The sequence below is a fragment of the Psychrobacter urativorans genome (assembly GCF_904846675.1).
Taxonomy (GTDB): Bacteria; Pseudomonadota; Gammaproteobacteria; order Pseudomonadales; family Moraxellaceae; genus Psychrobacter; species Psychrobacter urativorans_B.
In genome coordinates, this window is record NZ_CAJHBT010000006.1 from 68,571 (window position 1) to 86,635 (window position 18,065).

At 42.7% G+C, this 18,065-nt stretch carries 16 protein-coding genes; 8 read left to right on the forward strand and 8 right to left on the reverse strand.

What is annotated here, in order from left to right:
- Window positions 1-13: 13 nt before the first annotated feature.
- The 5 genes from JMY06_RS04730 to tsf all read left to right on the forward strand — a co-directional run bounded on the left by JMY06_RS04730 (window position 14) and on the right by tsf (window position 3,836).
- A complete protein-coding gene (locus JMY06_RS04730; RefSeq protein WP_201527954.1) occupies window positions 14-376 on the forward strand; it encodes a response regulator in 363 nt (120 codons plus the stop codon).
- A gap of 47 nt (window positions 377-423) precedes the next feature.
- Window positions 424-873, forward strand: coding sequence for a chemotaxis protein CheX (locus JMY06_RS04735; protein ID WP_201616649.1), 450 nt, complete (start codon window positions 424-426; stop codon window positions 871-873).
- Window positions 874-913: 40 nt separating this feature from the next.
- A complete protein-coding gene (locus tag JMY06_RS04740; RefSeq protein WP_201527956.1) occupies window positions 914-1,363 on the forward strand; it encodes a chemotaxis protein CheX in 450 nt (149 codons plus the stop codon).
- A 523-nt stretch (window positions 1,364-1,886) separates the two neighbouring features.
- Window positions 1,887-2,747 carry a 30S ribosomal protein S2 gene (rpsB, locus tag JMY06_RS04745; RefSeq protein ID WP_201527957.1) on the forward strand — a complete coding sequence of 287 codons (861 nt, stop codon included), beginning with the start codon at window positions 1,887-1,889 and terminating at the stop codon, window positions 2,745-2,747.
- A gap of 204 nt (window positions 2,748-2,951) precedes the next feature.
- Window positions 2,952-3,836 (forward strand): translation elongation factor Ts, encoded by an 885-nt coding sequence (gene tsf / locus JMY06_RS04750; RefSeq protein ID WP_201527958.1) that lies wholly within the window; start codon window positions 2,952-2,954, stop codon window positions 3,834-3,836.
- 103 nt (window positions 3,837-3,939) lie between these two features.
- On the opposite strand, the gene JMY06_RS04755 is transcribed toward tsf, so the two are convergent.
- The 4 genes from JMY06_RS04755 to hflX form a co-directional block, all read right to left on the reverse strand.
- A complete protein-coding gene (locus JMY06_RS04755) occupies window positions 3,940-4,740 on the reverse strand; it encodes a lytic transglycosylase domain-containing protein (RefSeq protein WP_201616651.1) in 801 nt (266 codons plus the stop codon).
- A gap of 349 nt (window positions 4,741-5,089) precedes the next feature.
- Window positions 5,090-5,779, reverse strand: coding sequence for an LrgB family protein (locus JMY06_RS04760; protein ID WP_201616653.1), 690 nt, complete (start codon window positions 5,777-5,779; stop codon window positions 5,090-5,092).
- A gap of 2 nt (window positions 5,780-5,781) precedes the next feature.
- Window positions 5,782-6,210 (reverse strand): CidA/LrgA family protein, encoded by a 429-nt coding sequence (locus JMY06_RS04765; protein WP_201616655.1) that lies wholly within the window; start codon window positions 6,208-6,210, stop codon window positions 5,782-5,784.
- A gap of 446 nt (window positions 6,211-6,656) precedes the next feature.
- A complete protein-coding gene (gene hflX, locus JMY06_RS04770; protein ID WP_201527962.1) occupies window positions 6,657-8,060 on the reverse strand; it encodes a ribosome rescue GTPase HflX in 1,404 nt (467 codons plus the stop codon).
- Window positions 8,061-8,424: 364 nt separating this feature from the next.
- Here hflX and JMY06_RS04775 point away from each other — a divergent pair, with 364 nt between their 5' ends.
- Window positions 8,425-9,240, forward strand: a complete 816-nt coding sequence (locus tag JMY06_RS04775; RefSeq protein WP_201616657.1) for a lysophospholipid acyltransferase family protein — start codon at window positions 8,425-8,427, stop codon at window positions 9,238-9,240.
- Window positions 9,241-9,382: 142 nt separating this feature from the next.
- Here JMY06_RS04775 and JMY06_RS04780 read toward each other — a convergent pair whose 3' ends face one another.
- Window positions 9,383-10,423 (reverse strand): NADP(H)-dependent aldo-keto reductase, encoded by a 1,041-nt coding sequence (locus JMY06_RS04780; protein ID WP_201616667.1) that lies wholly within the window; start codon window positions 10,421-10,423, stop codon window positions 9,383-9,385.
- 124 nt (window positions 10,424-10,547) lie between these two features.
- Entirely contained in the window at window positions 10,548-11,045 is a 498-nt protein-coding gene (locus JMY06_RS04785) for an FKBP-type peptidyl-prolyl cis-trans isomerase (RefSeq protein WP_201616669.1), read from the reverse strand.
- 182 nt (window positions 11,046-11,227) lie between these two features.
- Here JMY06_RS04785 and JMY06_RS04790 point away from each other — a divergent pair, with 182 nt between their 5' ends.
- Window positions 11,228-11,878, forward strand: coding sequence for a DUF1294 domain-containing protein (locus JMY06_RS04790; protein ID WP_201616671.1), 651 nt, complete (start codon window positions 11,228-11,230; stop codon window positions 11,876-11,878).
- 126 nt (window positions 11,879-12,004) lie between these two features.
- On the opposite strand, the gene lspA is transcribed toward JMY06_RS04790, so the two are convergent.
- Both lspA and ileS read right to left on the reverse strand, forming a co-directional pair.
- Window positions 12,005-12,658 carry a signal peptidase II gene (gene lspA, locus JMY06_RS04795; RefSeq protein WP_201616764.1) on the reverse strand — a complete coding sequence of 218 codons (654 nt, stop codon included), beginning with the start codon at window positions 12,656-12,658 and terminating at the stop codon, window positions 12,005-12,007.
- A 199-nt stretch (window positions 12,659-12,857) separates the two neighbouring features.
- Window positions 12,858-15,737, reverse strand: a complete 2,880-nt coding sequence (gene ileS, locus JMY06_RS04800) for an isoleucine--tRNA ligase (protein ID WP_227672172.1) — start codon at window positions 15,735-15,737, stop codon at window positions 12,858-12,860.
- A gap of 1,075 nt (window positions 15,738-16,812) precedes the next feature.
- Between ileS and ald the strand changes: the two genes are divergently transcribed.
- Entirely contained in the window at window positions 16,813-17,928 is a 1,116-nt protein-coding gene (ald, locus tag JMY06_RS04805) for an alanine dehydrogenase (protein WP_201616682.1), read from the forward strand.
- Window positions 17,929-18,065: the final 137 nt, after the last annotated feature.

The following is an 18,065-nucleotide window of genomic DNA, read 5'->3' on the forward strand; positions in this document are numbered from 1 at the left end:
TAATAGATAAGTTATGCATAAGTTAATGATTGTTGATGACTCCAATATTATTCGCAACCGTATTCAGCGCGCGTATGATTCAGGGCAGTTTATGTTAGTTGCGACCGCAACCAGTGGCGTCAGTGCTATTGAAAAGTTCAATATTCACCATCCAGACGTTATCACTATGGATTTGACCATGCCACAAATGGACGGCCTGGAATGTATCGAAAAAATTATCGCCATTGACCCTGATGTACGCATCTTGGTAGTGTCGGCATTGTCCGATAAGTCTACTGGCATTGAGGCCTTGTCGTTGGGTGCTAGCGGGTTTTTATGCAAACCATTTTCAGCAGAAGAGCTTGTAGAGGCTTTGCAAGAACTCATGCAAGACTAATATCAGGCAGCGACCCAAGTAGATTTAATTATAAAAGAACAAAAACTATGAAAGAACAGAAGCTGCATATTTTTTTGAATATTATTACCCACTACTTTCAGCAGTTTGCTAATGAAGAGCTGATCGTTGATACCCCTTATTTGTTAGAAAACAAACAGCCAAAAATTCATGATTATACCGGTGTTATTGGTATATCCGGGGCACAAAAAGGGGTGGTATATTTTTCAGCGACTCGTGAATTATTAACTCGTATTCTAGACAGTATGGGGGAGACTGATAAAGGTGAAGACAACTTTGTCGATCTGGTCGGAGAGGTCGCTAATACTATCGCGGGCAATGCTCGTAAAGAATTTGGGGCAGGTTTTTATATTTCTGTACCAGTGGTATTTAAGGGCTCACCGCAAAGTATTATTTTACCTAAAGAGGAGCGTTCTTTTATCATCCCGGTCACGTGGCAAGGTCAAGTCGGGGAAATTGTAATTTGTTTGCAAGATTAAATACCGCCCCACAAATGATGAGCATGGATAATAAAATATTATGGTTAAAGTAGAAAAGTTAGGCGTATTCTTAAGCTCAATCAGCACCTTTTTTTTACAGATTGACAGCTCGCCAGTAGCTATCGATACGCCATATTTGCATAATAACAGAAATGCAGTAGGCTATGATTATAGCGGTATTATTAAAATATCAGGGCCGCTGGATGGCTGCGTTTATGTCAGCGCCTCTAGTAACATGCTACGTGAAGTCATCAAAGTGATGGGTGAGCCTGACTCATCACTTACGATGATGAAAGACTTACTGGGCGAGATGGCCAATACTATCTCAGGTAATGCTCGTACTGAGTTTGGCGCAGATTTCATTATCGCACCGCCAAAGATTGTTGATGGCGCCCCCAGCACTTCTCATTTACCAAAAGAGCGTTATAGTTATATCACCCCGTTCAGTTGGCGCGGGCATCATGCAGTCATTGGTATTTGTATTGCTTAATCTTACGTCAATAATTTGCAATCATTGCTGTAAAGCTAATAACTTGGAACTAAAAATGTGACTACAAAAAGCGACGTTTATATGTCGTTTTTTTGTGTGCGCTAAATAAAGCATTTGTTTTATCCATTATTGTCCATATATAGATAGAGTAGGCAGCGAGAACCGTTCTCGATGACTTGCGCTTTCCATAATAATCTTATACATACCCTAACAAATCGCTAGAGCTTGCTATACGTTCTATGATAAAATACAGCGCAGCTATTTCTATAATTTAGTTTATACTTACTTCTTAGTTTTAAGCTTTGATTTTAAAACTAAACTCAAATAATAGCTCTAATATATTTTAACCAACCAATGACACACACATCATGGCAAAAAATTGCTGGGTGTTCGGCGACTTGATTAATTTGCAACCGTACGGTCTCAGGCTAGTAAATAAAGCCTGGATCGTTAGCAGATGCGTGTCGCTGAATAGGCAGTTTTTGTGATGTGGAGGCATAACCCAACCAACAGGACATTTTACATGGCTAATCAAAATCCAACACAAGTATCAATGCGCGACTTATTACAAGCCGGCGCTCACTTTGGTCACCAAACACGTTTCTGGAACCCAAAAATGGGTCCTTATATCTTTGGTGCGCGTAACAAAATTCATATTATCAATCTAGAGCACACCGTAAAAGCCTTCAACGAAGCGCTAAACTACGTAAACGGCCTAGCTAGCAAGAAAAACCAAGTATTGTTCGTTGGTACTAAACGCGCTGCTAGCGGTATCATACGTGAGCAAGCTTCCCGCGCTGGTATGCCTTACGTTGACCATCGTTGGTTAGGTGGTATGTTGACTAACTGGAAAACACTACGCCAGTCAATCAATCGTCTAAAAGAGCTTGAAAAACAAGCAGAAGACGGTACTTTTGCTAAGCTTACTAAACGTGAAGCGTTAGAGCGTACTCGCGATATGGAAAAACTTGAGCGTTCACTAGGCGGTATTAAAGACATGGGCGGCCTACCTGATGCTATCTTTGTTGTCGACGTGGATCACGAAGCAATCGCCATTAAAGAAGCAAAAAATCTAGGTATCCCAGTTATCGGTATCGTCGATACCAACTCAAACCCAGATAACGTTGACTACATCATTCCAGCCAACGACGATGCTATCCGCGCCGTATCACTTTATGTGACTGCTATGGCTGATGCGATTATCGCTGGTAAAGAGTATGCACAGACTCAAGCCAGTGGCAAAGCTGATCAAGAGCAAGCGCCTGTTGCTGCTGATAAAGAGCCAACGCCTGTTGCTGAAGACGCAGCACCAGCTGATGCTATCGAACAGCCAGAAGAAGCCCCTGCGGTAAAAGCACCAGCCGAAGCACAAGCTGATCTATAGGAGTTAGCAACTGACGGTATAAAAAAGGATGCCTTGATAGTTGGCTTATCAGCATCCATATATACCGTTAGTAAGCAAGTATAAACAGATAATAGGCATGATGTAGTTTTACTCGTCATGCCTTCTTGTTAATACGTCACACAGAATTTAAGCATCTCCTAAATTTAAGCATCTCCTATACGTAACAATACTGAGGTAACTCTTATGACACAAGTAAAAGTATCTGCCAAAATGGTAAAAGAATTGCGTGACCGTACTGGTCTGGGCATGATGGAATGTAAAAAAGCCTTAGAAGAATCAAATGGTGATGTCGAAACTGCCATTGACAACCTACGCAAGTCGGGTCAAGCAAAAGCAGCTAAAAAAGCGGGTAATATTGCCGCTGATGGCGCTATCATTATCGCTCAAGGTGATAACAAGGCATTCCTACTAGAAGTTAACTGCCAAACTGACTTTGTAGCAAAAGACGATAGCTTCACCGCTTTTGCAGAAAAAGTGGCTAATATTGCGCTAGAAAACGACACGACTGATGTTGCTGCTATCGCTGAATTGCCTTATGGCGATGGTCAAACTGTCGAAGAAGCTCGCGTATCTTTGGTTCAAAAAATCGGTGAAAATATTCAGATCCGCCGTGTTGAAACGCTTGAAGGCGCTAACATCGCATCATACCGTCACGGTCTACGTATCGGTGTGGTGGTATCATTTGAAGGCGGCAATGCAGACACCGGTAAAAACCTCGCTATGCATATCGCTGCATTCAACCCTGTTGCAGTAGATGATCAAGACGTAGCGGCTGATGTACTGGCACGCGAAAAGGACATTATCGAAGCCAAAGCAAAAGAATCTGGCAAACCTGATAACATCGTTGAAAAAATGATTGAAGGTGGCCTACGTAAGTACCTAGACGAAGTCACTTTACTACGTCAGCCATACGTTATGGACAATGACAAAAAGGTCGGTGACGTATTGAAAGCTGAAGGCGTAAAAGTGCTGGGCTTTAAACGTTTAGAAGTCGGCGAAGGTATTGAGAAAAAACAAGAAGACTTCGCGGCTGAAGTTGCGGCTACGCAAGCATCAGCTAACAAGTAAGTCTTGATTGAATCTTTATAGCATAAAAAAGCCCGTTAAGTAAATAACGGGCTTTTTTATGTCTGTCGTTCAAGCATTTTCTGCTCGGTTTAGGTGCTCTAAATTAGCGTAAGGCGGCGTAAGCTGAATTGGCATAACTGGCGCTACTGCCATTGCTGCTAGTGCCATAACTGACGGTTTGCATCGCACCGCCATCGACACTCGCATTGCTAGCGCTCATGGTATTGCCAGACAGTGCTGAATCATTCTTATATAAACTATTATAGCGGCTCATGACTCTCTTAACATAATTGCGCGTTTCTTTGAACGGCGGTATACCTTTATACTTATCGACGTTACCTTCACCGGCGTTATAACCGGCTACTGCAAACTCTACATTGTTATTAAAGCGGCGCATGAGCCAAGCAATATATTTGGCTGAGCCTTCGATATTTTCGGCTGGATTCCATGCATTGCTGACTTTAAAGCGCCGCGCCGTCGCTGGCATCAATTGCATAAGACCTTGGGCACCAACAGGGGAGCGGGCATTAGGATTAAAGGCCGACTCTGTATGCATCATGGCTTTTAATAGCCCAGGATCAACGCCATGGCGTGCTGATGAATCACGAATATAGGAATCATAAGCATTGCGGCTACCACTATTACTCGCAGCGCTATTACCATAATTTCTAGCTACACTGCTACCATAGTTATTTGAGTTTTTATAGTAGGTAGTTTTTACTTTTTTAGTAAACTTATCAAAACTACCGCTGGGATTGACATTAGTGAGTAGTACTTGACCGACCTTATCTTTATATATGTACATATTACCAGCTTGCGCGCTTACAGCTACCGTAGATAGGGCAATAGTGGTTAATAAAATAGGAGACAGGCAACGACTAAATAAGGTGGCAATATTTATCATAGAGAGTTCACTTTTTATCGGATAATAGCAAATAGCTTTGCTTATAGGCGCATCAAAGCGGTTATCGTGATTGTCTGTATGAATGCCATTTCCCGACAAAAATCACATTTAACAAGAAACCACTTACAATAGATACAAAAAATAATACTGGCTTACTATAGCATAAAATGAATTTTTGCCCCACAAGAATAATTGGGAATACTACTAAAGCTACTTTTTAATTGTAAAAAAGTTCAAAGAAATCAAAATGCTAAGGACATTGGTTCTAAGGTTAAGTCTAAAACTGTTAGTTGTTATTCATGTTAGCTAGCGTCATAAAGGATAATTAAATGAGGCTAAATAAGCTTAATTAAATACCTGTCGCACTAATAAATATTGGCACCCAAACAGCAGTGAGTAGGCCATTAACTGCCAAACCAAACGCCGCATAGCGTCCAGCAGTAGGACTAATTTGCCAAGCTTCAACCGTACCAAAAGCATGAGCTGCAAGTCCTAATGCCAAACCTTTTGCACGATCGTCACTGATACCGCGAAATAAGAATCGTGCTAAAGTTGCACCTATTAGACCGGAGACAATAATAATTAGGTTGGCCATCGCTAATGGTGCTTTAATTAAACTGGCCACACTCAGACCAATCGGCGTGGTCACTGAGCGCGTGGCAAACGCCAGTATAGTGTCGTGGCTGAGTGAGAACATATAAGCCAATGACATCGGTAATAATGCGCCAACCACACTAGCAATCAATACAATGAATGACAGACGCTTAACGGGTAGACCTTTAAAATTCATGGCAGCAAGCGGTATTGCAAGCAGCACAGTTACGTAACCTAAGAGATAGTCAAATATCGGTTTGGCAACGCTGTAGTAATTATTATAATCCCACTGAAAAATAAACAAAAATACGATGACCAATACTATAGCGGTGATGACCATCGGCAGGCCCGGCAGCCGCCGCGCCAGTATACGTGCAGAAACGTGTGCCGCTAGCGTTAATAATATCGCAGCGATGGTGGTAATAATCACATTACTAAAGCTCATGACTACCCCTTCTGTTCAGAGACATTATCAGCATCAGGATCAGCCGTGTTACTCAACCAGTGGTTGGCGAGTATTCCTAGACCCCAAAGAGGTATCAGTGTACTGATTGCCATGGTTAGCATGACGCCCCAAAGCTCATCGCCTAAGGCAAAGAGCAATATGCCTGCACCAGCTGATACTGGCAAAAACGCAAAGCCGCTATCTACCAATAACATATTACTCGCTTTAGTCAGCCAGCTTGGTAAGCCTTTAATTAGTCGCCATGTTATCAAAATCAAAAACATCGCCACCATACCAACCACATTGGCCGCTTTTGCGATGCCCAATAAATCACAAACGACGACCGCTGATTCACGCACTACAATGACTATAATCAGCGTCAATATTAAAGCAATCCATAATGGCAGTTCGGAAGAATAGGTAGGCTTCATAAGCATTCCTTGCCAAGTTGACAATCAGTGAGAGAGTTTATAAACCTATAAGATAGGGTGTAACGTCATTAGCGCAGAAGGCCATGGTTTAGAGTATTGTATTGATTATAGATAGTAAAGAATAAAGAGCAATCAATAAAGACTTACGTTGACTTTGTTCGCTCGTTTTCTTTGATTATATAGCGTATAGGGCAGCGAATAAACCTACTTTCGGGTAAGATTTGATAGCAAAGTTAGGACCGAATTGAGGTTTTAAGCGCTATTGATATAAAAATATATTTAATTGGTAATGAAAAATACATTAAAAAATGGATTGAATACGTTAGCCAAAGTTCAGCTCGTACACTCAATCCATCATTAAATAAAGTTACCATTTAGGCTTAGGGATAACTTGCTGTATTGGTATCGTTCTCAGAACTAATATCAACCTCAGTATCAGCCATTCTTTATTCTGCTAAATAACCATCATCGGTTAGTAGTTCTTCAACCTCATCTGTATCGTTTTTCTTATCTTTATCGCCTTTTTCAAAATGCTCTAAGATTGGCAATAATAGTGTTGCTTGGGCTAATGGCAATACATCTAATGGTGAGATATTTGATTGACCTAATAGCTGTTGTAGTCTATCGCTCGGCAGACGAATGGTTAAGCACTCGTGCCCCGTATCGTCATAACTTTCTTCCAAGATAACACCCAGCTCATATAAGGTATTTTTGAACTGACCAGCATTATAAGGTAGGGTCAAATCAAAGGTAGTTAGCGTACCGGTCAGCAGTTGTTGTACCGCCAATGATAGCTCTTCCATACCGAGATTGTCTCTAGATGATACATAAACGCGATTGGGCTGGCCCTCGCTAGCATAACCTATGTGTGCAGGCTCATCAGTCAAATCAATTTTATTATAAATATTGAGGACCGGCACATCATTATCAATCTCAGCCAACACATCCTTGACCGCTTGGATTTGCTCATGCATATCCTCACTGGCGGAATCAATAACGTGCAATAGCAAGTCAGCCTCTAGGGTCTCCTCCAAAGTGGCATGAAAGGACTCGACCAATTCATGGGGCAAGTGACGTACGAAACCCACGGTATCGACCAAAACCACTCGACCAACGCCTTGCCAATCCAAGCGCCGTAAAGTGGGGTCCAAGGTAGCAAATAGCTTATCAGCGGCGTAAATATTCTCATCGACTAAGCGATTAAATAATGTCGATTTGCCGGCGTTGGTATAGCCGACTAATGAGATAGTAGGTACGTCTGACTTTTGTCGTCTTGCTCGACCTTGGGCGCGGGTTTGCCTTACTTTATCAAGTTTGGTTTTAAGCTGTGTTACGCGCACTTGCAATAAGCGACGGTCAGTTTCAAGCTGGGTTTCACCAGGGCCACGAAGACCGATACCCCCTTTTTGGCGTTCCAAATGCGTCCAACCCCGTACTAGGCGGGTTGATAAATGGTTGAGCTGTGCGAGCTCTACTTGCAGCTTACCTTCATAGGTACGCGCACGCTGAGCGAAAATATCTAAAATAAGACCAGTACGGTCGAGGACGCGGCATTGAATCAGTGCTTCAAGGTTACGTTCTTGCGATGGGGATAAGCTGTGATTAAAAAGGACGATATCAGCATCATATTCACTGACCAATTCAGCGATCTCTTGCGCTTTACCGCTACCAACGAAATATTTGGCATCAGGTCGTAGACGCGAGCCGGTTACCAGCGCCAAACGATCTGCGCCTGCTGAGTCTGCTAACAGCTCAAATTCGCCTAGATCATCAGGATCTTGCATTTGGCGGATGTCTAAATGTACTAAAATGGCGCGCTCGCCACCTTCATGTCTTTCAAAATATTCCAAAGAGTATCACCTATCAATTAAGTAAATTAATTATAAAAGTAGCATTCAGTTAACAACTTATATATGGCCTTATTACTTGATATTAAAGGGTGTTCGTGCAATTAGCGATAGTTTTATGTTACAGCCTTTATTAATGGATAGGCTGTTATTAAAGGGTATGGTATTAATGCTACGGCATTGACTATAGAGATTTGCAGACAATACTTCTTAAGGTTATAAAATAAGGCAAATGTAAATAAAGAATAATAACGGTCAGGAAGCTAAAACCAATGAGCAGAAACTGAGTGAACAAATCGTCACTGATTAGTAGAATTTTGCTATACTTATGGCGTTTTTTACAGATATTCAACCGCGAGGGATACAGATGCGCGACTCTAAGTCAGGCTTTTCGCTTAAACAACAATTAGGCCGTGGTAAGAAAATTGCTGGCATGACCACCACTATTGCGGGTGGTATGCGCACAGCAAAGCGTATTGGTGCTTTTCGGGAACCACCACGTGAAAAGCTACCGCGCTATATCCAAACCTTTTGTCGTAAGATGGCAGGTTCCTTTGGAGTCAAAGTGGTGCCGGTCGAGCCCGTACCGCAGCATCATGGTTTGTGGGTGTCTAATCATGTGTCGTGGATGGATATTCCGGTAGTGGGTAGCGTCAGTCCTGCTTTTTTCTTATCAAAAGCTGAGATTGGCGATTGGCCAATATTTGGTAAGCTGGTTCATGCCGCAGGGACGCTATTTATCCAGCGTGGTTCCGGAGATGTGGGATCGGTAGCCACGCAGATAGCCAGCTTTTTGACGGAAGGCTATTCGGTGATATTCTTCCCAGAAGCCACGACCACTGATGGCAAAAAGATTAAGCGTATTCATGGTGTGCTGTTGCAAGCAGCGATAGATGCTAAAGTACCGGTTCAGCCATTGGTGCTGTGCTACGTCAATAAAGACGGCACCCTTAGTGAGGAGCTGCCTTATTATGGCAAACTGACTATGAAAGCTAGCATTAAGCGCGTGCTTGATAGTAAAGATGTGACCGCCTATGTATTGCCGCTTGAGCCATTAGATCCAAACGGTCATACAAAAAGCGAGCTGACCAATTTGTTACAAAAACGTATGCAAGATGGCCTAGCAGAGTTGCATGCGCGGGTATTAATTACACCTGTTAATGTACCAGCATCCATTTTATAATCTGTGCCATAAACTATCGGGCTGGTTATAAAAAACAGCTAAGTTGAATAATAAAAAAGGCGTCAATCATAACGATTGACGCCTTTTTGTATGGTGTTAATTCAATACAGCTTTCAAGAAAGCAGCTTTTATACTAAAGCGCTTAAGGCGATGGGTTCGGCTGAGTAGCATGTACCGCTTCGATAGCCTCTAACACCTCTGCATCTAAGGTTAAATTGATGCTATCGATATTAGATTTTAACTGTTCAGTACTAGTGGCACCAATAATAGTACTAGTGACAAATGGGCGTGAACTGACAAAGGCTAAGGCCATCTGCGCCATATCTAATCCTGCATCAGCGGCAATCTTGGCATATTGAGCAGTTGCCAACTTCGCTTCTTCATTAATATAACGCTCATAGCGATCATATTCGGTCAAACGTGCGCCGGCAGGACGTCTACCATCGAGATATTTACCAGACAATACCCCAAAGCCAAGTGGTGAATAAGCCAGTAGCCCAACATTTTCCCGATGGGATATCTCAGCCAAACCGACTTCGTATAAACGATTCAATAAACTATATGGGTTTTGGATAGTAATTGGTGCGATTAAGTTGTTTTTATCCGCCTCCCACAGATAGCGCATAATGCCCCACGGGGTATCGTTTGATAACCCATAAGCACGAATACGACCTTTTTTAATCTCATCGTTTAAAGCCTGAATGGTTTCTAAAAATGGGGTCAAATCATCTAGCGATTGTCCAGCCATGTCGCTGTCATAGCCACGCTGTCCAAAAAAGTTGGACTGCCGTTCAGGCCAATGTAGCTGATAGATGTCAATATAATCGGTCTGCAGACGCTGCAAGTTATCATCAATAGCACTGCTGATTTGCTTGATATTAAAACGGCTTTGCCCGTCACGTAAAAAGCTCATCGGTGACATTTTGCTGGCGAGTATGACTTTATCGCGCTGTTTATTTTTACTAAACCAAGTGCCTATATAACACTCAGTATCGCCCTGTTTGTCTTTATCCGGTGGTGACGGGTACATCTCGGCCGTATCCCAAAAGTTCACACCTTCGCTCAGCGCCATATCCATCTGCGCATGTGCCTCCTCTTGGGTATTCTGCTGTCCCCATGTCATCGTCCCCAGACAAAGTTTGGAGACCTCCCCATTGATTTGCGGGAGCGTTTTATACTGCATGCGGATCTCCTTTTTAGTCTTAAATAAATAGTTTTATACTAGTCGTTATTCTAAAAATGGTTTGGTCTGTTATTAGCAGCACTTAAGTCTTAGCAGCATTTGAATATTAGCTTTATTTAAGCCATTACATTAATTGCACACTGGTGACTCCAGGCGGGGTAACTTTAAATATTTGGACTTTAAATAATACCGACTGTCCTGCCAGTGGATGATTAAAATCCACTTCGACCTCATCGTCATCGATCGCGCTAATGGTACCGGGCAAGGTGTTTTTGCCTTTATCCTCAAACTCAATCAACATACCAATCTCTGGATTATCAGCGACCAGTGCAAATTGGGTACGACTGAATGTTTGGATATTGTCAGGATTCCACTCGCCAAAAGCTTGTTCAGGATCAAGGTGCGCGCTGCGCGTATCTCCAGCCCGCAGGTTCATTAGTACTTGCTCAAACCCAGGCAATAAACTCTCATCACCGATGGTTAGGGACACTGGTACGTCACGGCTAAAAGTTGAATCAATAACAGTACCGTTTTCAAGTGTGACCTCAAAATGCAACTTAATAAGGCTACCGTAAGTAATGCGCGTGTCTTCATTAGGGTTGATAAACTGAGATTCGGTCATGGTTATAATGCCATCTATTGGTGAGGTTGAGGAGGCAGTGCCTGAATAATAATATGAGAAATGATAAGCCATTTTATGAATGATATAAGCGCAATTAGTGTAACTTCCGTGGTTTCATTTAAGCCATATTATTCAAATAGTGTAACATGTTGAGCAATATAGAATAATTGCTTGAGGACATCATGACAACCAAACAGCAAGGGCATATCAAAAAATGGCAAGACGACAAAGGCTTTGGCTTTATTGAAACTGAGGCGGGCGAGTCGGTATTTTTTCATGTGAGTGAGTTTAAAGCCCGTCGTCGGCCTAATGTCGGTGAGCAGGTTGTTTTTATCACTGCTCCAGACAAGCAAGGTCGACTTCAGGCGAAGCAAGTACAAGAGCTTGGCTTTGTACAGCAACAGATGGCGCAAAAGAACAAACAGATTCGTAAGCGTAATTCACAACGTAGACAGCAATCAGACTTTGAGGCTGGACAAAAGAAACGTTTATTTCTTGGGGTTGGGTTTTATGCGGTATTGATATTATTAGCAATTATGAACAAACTTAGCTGGCTAGTGGTCGGCTGGTATGCAATATTAGGGCTAATAACTTATATGATGTATGCTAAAGACAAAGCCGCTGCCCAAAGGGATGAATGGCGTACATCTGAATCGACCTTACACATTTTAAGTGCGCTCGGCGGCTGGGTTGGGGCAATGGTTGCTCAGACTTATTTGCGTCATAAGTCACAAAAGCCTGAGTTTCGGATGACATATTATCTGACGGTGGTGATTAACTTGGCAGGGTTGTTGTTTATTTTAGCGGGTGGGGATTTAGAAGGGTTGTTGTAGATAATACGTAGGGCGGGTTACGGATTCTCTAACCCTACAGACTTCAAGTTTTTCGGTAATAATAAAAAACCCGCTATAGAATACTATAACGGGTTTTTTATTTGCACCAATTTATACCAATTCACATCAGCTACTACGCTTTTTTTCCAAAAATAACATATCAATGATAATTAAAGCCACACCGATACTAATACTCATATCCGCAATATTAAAGATAGGATAATGCCAGACATCAGCGTTATGAATATGGATAAAGTCGATAACGTGACCATGCAGCAAACGGTCGATTAAGTTACCAATTGCACCGCCAAGTACCAATGCCAGACCTACGGATAATAGCTTGGCTTGGCGTGGGGCTTTGATAAGATAACCGATTAAGAATATTGACATAATGAGCGCAAGACCGGAGAAAAACCACTTTTGCCAGCCGCCCGCATCTGCTAAAAAGCTAAACGCTGCGCCATAGTTATATGCTAGCGTCCAATTGAGGAACGGCTCTACGACTGGCACTGGATCTTGAAAGTTTAGCTTGGTTTCCGCCAGCCATTTTGTCCATTGATCAAGACCAAGTACGATAAGAGATAGCAAATACCATGCCAAGGCGCGTTTGCCATTTGCAATAAGCTTAGGCGTTTTGATTAACCGACCTTTAGGAGTCGATGAGCTGCCAGTCGTCACATGAGCAGGTCTAGGCGCCTCTTGTCTATCATCAGAGCTATCCTCTTCATGCGAAGTATCAGCTGGCTTCTCATCTACTTCCTCAACTAGCTTTTTATCCAACGGCTCATCAACCTCGACGATATCTAAGTCAGTTTTATCGTTACTTTCTTCTTCAAGCAACGTATCAGTTGATTTCTCAACTACTTCCCCACCTAGATTTTTATCCAAATGCTCATCATCTTTGACAGTGTCTAAGTCGGTTTTAACGTTGTTATCTTTGTCATAGTGGGTACGGCGCTCACGCGTGTTAGGCGGCGTGTTAGGCATAGTGACGCACCTCGCCGTTACCGAACACGTTAATGACACAGCGTGCGCACAGTTCTGGGTGGGCGTCATCGATACCGATGTCATCACGAACATGCCAGCAGCGTACACATTTGGTACCATCGGCAGCGCTAACCTCCACGATTAAGTCGGCTAATTCATCCATACTATTTTCTGGGTTATTTTCGTTCTTACCTTCATTCTTATTTTTATTAATATTAGCAGGCGCAGCACTCATTGGCTGCAAGGTTGCGCTACTGGTAATTAATACAAAACGCAGCTCTTCACCTAATTTGGCCAAACTGTCATGCATCGTGCCATCGGCATAAAGGATTACATCTGCTGATAAATTCGCATTGATGAGTTTGTTGCCACGGGCAGTTTCGATATGTTTATTGACTATATCTTTGGCAGTCATGATGCGCTGCCAGTCATCAGAGCTAATGGCACTCAGCTCAAATTCTGGTAACTCGTACCACTTTTGGGTAAAGACATAACTATCTGAAGAATCATCATCCGTACCGTGCAGCACTTCCCATGCTTCTTGCGCAGTGAAAGATAAAATTGGCGTAATCCAGCGAATCAAAGCTTGGGCGATATGATGAATGGCGGTTTGTGCTGAACGGCGCGGCATGCCATCGGTCTGCGTGGTGTACTGGCGATCTTTAATAATATCTAGATAAAATCCACCTAAATCTTGCGAACAAAACGCAGTAATGTGCTGAGTGACTTGATGAAAGTCCATCGCATCATAAGCATCGATGATTTGTGCTTGTACCGTTTGCGCACGCTCAATGATGAATTTATCAAGGCTGACCAATTTGTTGATATCTACGCTATCGGTTGTTGGATTAAAGTCATCGGTATTGGCCAATAAAAAGCGCAAGGTATTACGGATACGGCGATACATATCGATGGCGCCTTTGAATACTGTTTTACCTGCATTCATCTCATAACGATAGTCGCTAGAAGCAATCCATAAACGCAGCATGTCCGCGCCAGTTTTATTAATCTCTTCTTGCGGCGTGATGATGTTGCCAAGAGATTTACTCATCTTGCGGCCATTTTCATCGACCACAAAACCGTGAGTCAAGACTTGCTTAAATGGCGGGCGTTGATACATCGCCTCAGAAGTTAGCAATGAGGTCTGGAACCAACCGCGATGTTGGTCGGAGCCTTCTAAATATAAATCTGCAGGATTGGTTAATTCATCACGCTGCTCAAGTACCGTAAAATGCGTCGTCCCTGAGTCAAACCACACGTCAAGAGTATCCGTCGCTTTATCATAATCAGCGGCCTCGCTACCTAAGAAGTCCTCACAGCTGGCATCAAACCAAGCTTCAACACCGCCAGCAGCGATTTGCTGTGCAGCAACTTCCATAAGCTCTAAGGTATTAGGATGCAGCTCACCCGTTTCTTTATGGGTAAAGAACGCAATCGGTACGCCCCAGGTACGCTGACGGGAAATACACCAATCTGGACGACCGTTCAGCATAGATTCAATACGATTTTTGCCCCATGTTGGTGTCCAATTCACTGATGGAATGTCAGCGAGTGCGCGCTCACGTAAGCCTTCAACTTCCATATTAATAAACCACTGCGGCGTCGCCCGAAAGATAATCGGGGACTTATGACGCCAGCAATGCGGATAGCTGTGCTCAATTTTGGTATGGCTCAGTAGATGATCGTTCTCATGTAAAGTCGCGATGATTTTTGGGTTGGCTTTATAGATATGCTCACCGGCGAATACCGCCGCAGTGCTTAAATAAACGCCAGTACCGCTGACTGGGTTTTCAACCGGTAAGTCATATTTAAGACCGACAATATAATCGTCTAAACCATGACCGGGTGCGGTATGTACTAAACCAGTACCACTGTCGGTAGTGACATGGTCGCCTAAGATTAATGGCACTTGACGGTCTTCAATAAGTGGATGCTGAGCATGCAGGCATTCAAGCTCGCGGCCTGTTACGGTCGCGAGTACGCCTTGATTGCTTAACTCTAGTGCCGTCAACGCCGTGTCGATAAGGTCAGTGGCTAATAACAAGTTGCCCTTTTCAGTAGCAACCACGCTATAGTCATGTTCAGGATGCACGGCAATCGCTTGGTTGGCAGGCAATGTCCAAGGTGTTGTCGTCCAAATGACTGCGGCAATGCTATCTTTTATCTCAGCGAACGCCGCGACCTTTTCGGTATCTAATACATCAAAGCTAACATAAATCGCGTCGGAGACTTTGTCTTGGTATTCAACTTCCGCTTCCGCCAATGCTGAGCTACAGTCCAAGCACCAGTTGACCGGCTTCATACCACGCGTGACATGACCGTTATCATAGATTTTAGCCAGTGCTCGCACGATATTGGCTTCTTGTGAGAAGTTCATGGTCAAATAAGGATTATCCCAATCCCCAAAAATACCTAAACGTTTGAAGTCTGCTTTTTGCAGCTCTACTTGGCTACTGGCATATTCGCGGCAGAGACCACGAAATTCTGTTGCCGAAACCTTTTGGCCGACTTTACCGACTTTTGCTTCGACCTTTTGCTCAATCGGTAGACCGTGGCAGTCCCAACCGGGAACATAAGGCGCATCAAATCCTGACAAGGTTTTGGACTTTACAATAATGTCTTTCAACACCTTATTGACGGCATGACCTAAGTGAATCTGACCGTTGGCATAGGGAGGGCCATCGTGCAAAATATATTTAGGCGCGCCTACGCGGGCCTGACGAATCTTGCCATAGACGTCGTCCACCTCCCATGCGCTTAGCCAATCAGGCTCACGTTTGGCCAGATTGGCACGCATTGGAAATACGGTATCGGCCAGGTTAAGGGTGTCTTTATAATCAAAGCTGGGCTTATCAGTAGCGTCTTTATTCATAGGTTTGTCAGTCATAGAAAGGTTCTTTATTTGAAGGATAGAGTTTGATTCGAAGAAGGGTGTTTGGTTTGCAAAAATCGATATGAATAGTAAATTAACAATAGAACAAATATAGGATAAAAAATCGGTCTATAAAAATGAGTGGCCAAAATAAGCAATTATAACGAAGCTATTATATGACAAAATGAGTAGGGTAAAAAGAGCTGTAGCACCGACTCTATATTTAAGTAGGATTTAAGTAAAAAAATGTACAACTGTACTTAACAACGGTTCGATATTGTGCTAACTTATTAGTTGTTAATAAAAGACTATGTAGTCTTAATAGTTATATGAATCCATAGCAGTCATTATATCTGATTATCATATTTTTAATATAATGACTAGCTACAGCCATATAAATTATGCTATAAACTAAGAGTAAATGACAACCGCGCTATTATTGACCATTATCTTATCATTAAATGAGGGTTAACGCTTATCATCACAAGAGAGTGTTGAATAACCTCTGTTATTGTCAGCTCTGTGATATTAGATGTGCTATAAGGTATAGCAAGCATATTGATAAATTGTCCATTTACAAACATATTTTCAAGATATCACTATCATCGCAACACGGTAATACCTTCAGTAAGACCATTAGCAGTAACCATCTAACAGCGATACTCTAATACCATTTTCCAAGCCGTCACTATCAGCAGATTAATAACACTACCTGCAATAGCGCCGCCCAGTAATCTTTAGTAGCCAAGCTACCACATACCTTTAACCATAACTATTTTGGCATTATGAAGCTGCCTTGGTATTGCGCGCATTATAAATGCTGCCTGACTATTTATTAATATCGATTAGTAACTTCAGTCATTAATAAGCACTGATTACTAATATCAACAACAATAATCATAGATGTACCTAAACGTGCTGACCCTATCGGTCACAGCCATAAGTAATGTTTAACGTTTCTGTTTATAGATTAAAAATTATTCACCGTATTTGTACTGACATTTAAAAACCAAATTATAAGTTCAGAGTTAAATTATAAGTCTTACCTAAAACAACAACCACGCAAGGAGCAATAATGAGAGTAGGTATCCCAAGGGAAGTTAAAAATAACGAAAACCGTGTAGGTTTGCCACCAAGCGGCATTAGTGCCTTAGTTGATGGCGGTCATGACGTTTATGTTGAGACCAATGCGGGTCTCGGTTCACAGTTCACCGATGCTGATTATAAAGAGGCAGGCGCGACCATCGTTGAAAACGCTGCAGAAGTATGGGATGTTGAGCTGGTCGTCAAAGTCAAAGAACCTCAACCTGAAGAGTATTCATATCTAACCGAAGGTCTGATGCTATTCACTTATCTACATTTGGCCAATGAGCCTAAACTTGCCAAGGTATTGGTCGATAATAAGGTGACAGCGATTGCTTATGAGACGGTTCAATTAGCAGACAATTCATTGCCGTTATTAACGCCCATGAGTGAGATTGCAGGGCGTATGAGTACGCAAATTGGCGCACAGTTCTTGCAGTCTTTTTATGGTGGTAAAGGTATCTTACTTGGCGGCGTGCCTGGTGTCCAAAGAGGCAAAGTTACCATTATTGGTGGCGGTGTATCAGGTACTGAAGCGGCCAAAATAGCCATCGGTCTTCGTGCTGACGTGACTATTTTAGACCTAAATCCTACACGTCTTAAGCAGCTGTCTGAGATGTTTGGTAGCGGTGTACAGACATTGATGTCAACCAAAGCCAACATTGCTGATAGTGTTAAAGACAGTGACCTTGTGATTGGTGCGGTACTGATTCCGGGCGCAGCAACACCGAAACTGGTATCTGAGGAGATGATCAAGTCAATGGGTGATGGCGGTGTGGTCATTGATATTGCCATTGACCAAGGTGGCCTGTTTGAGACTACTGACCATATGACCACTCACGATAATCCTACCTATACCAAGCATGGCATTATTCACTACGCAGTTGCGAATATTCCTGGTGCCGTCCCACGCACCTCAACTATGGCACTGTCTAACGTTACTTTACCGTACGTGACTGCGCTGGCTAATAAAGGCTTTGAGAAAGCTTGTAATGACAACGAAGCACTCGCCAAAGGCGTGAATACTGCTAAAGGTTACGTCACCTATAAAGCAGTTGCAGAAGCGTTGGATTATGATTACAAAGAGCTTAGCTCGTTAAATAAGTAGCCTATTCTTAGGTGATTTACGCTTAAGTGATCAGAGCTAACAATACTAACTAAAGTTAATGTTGTTAGAAGCCTGTGAAATGATTGTTTATCCCAGTATGACTATTGGTATAAATTTTCACTTAGCAGGCTTTTTTT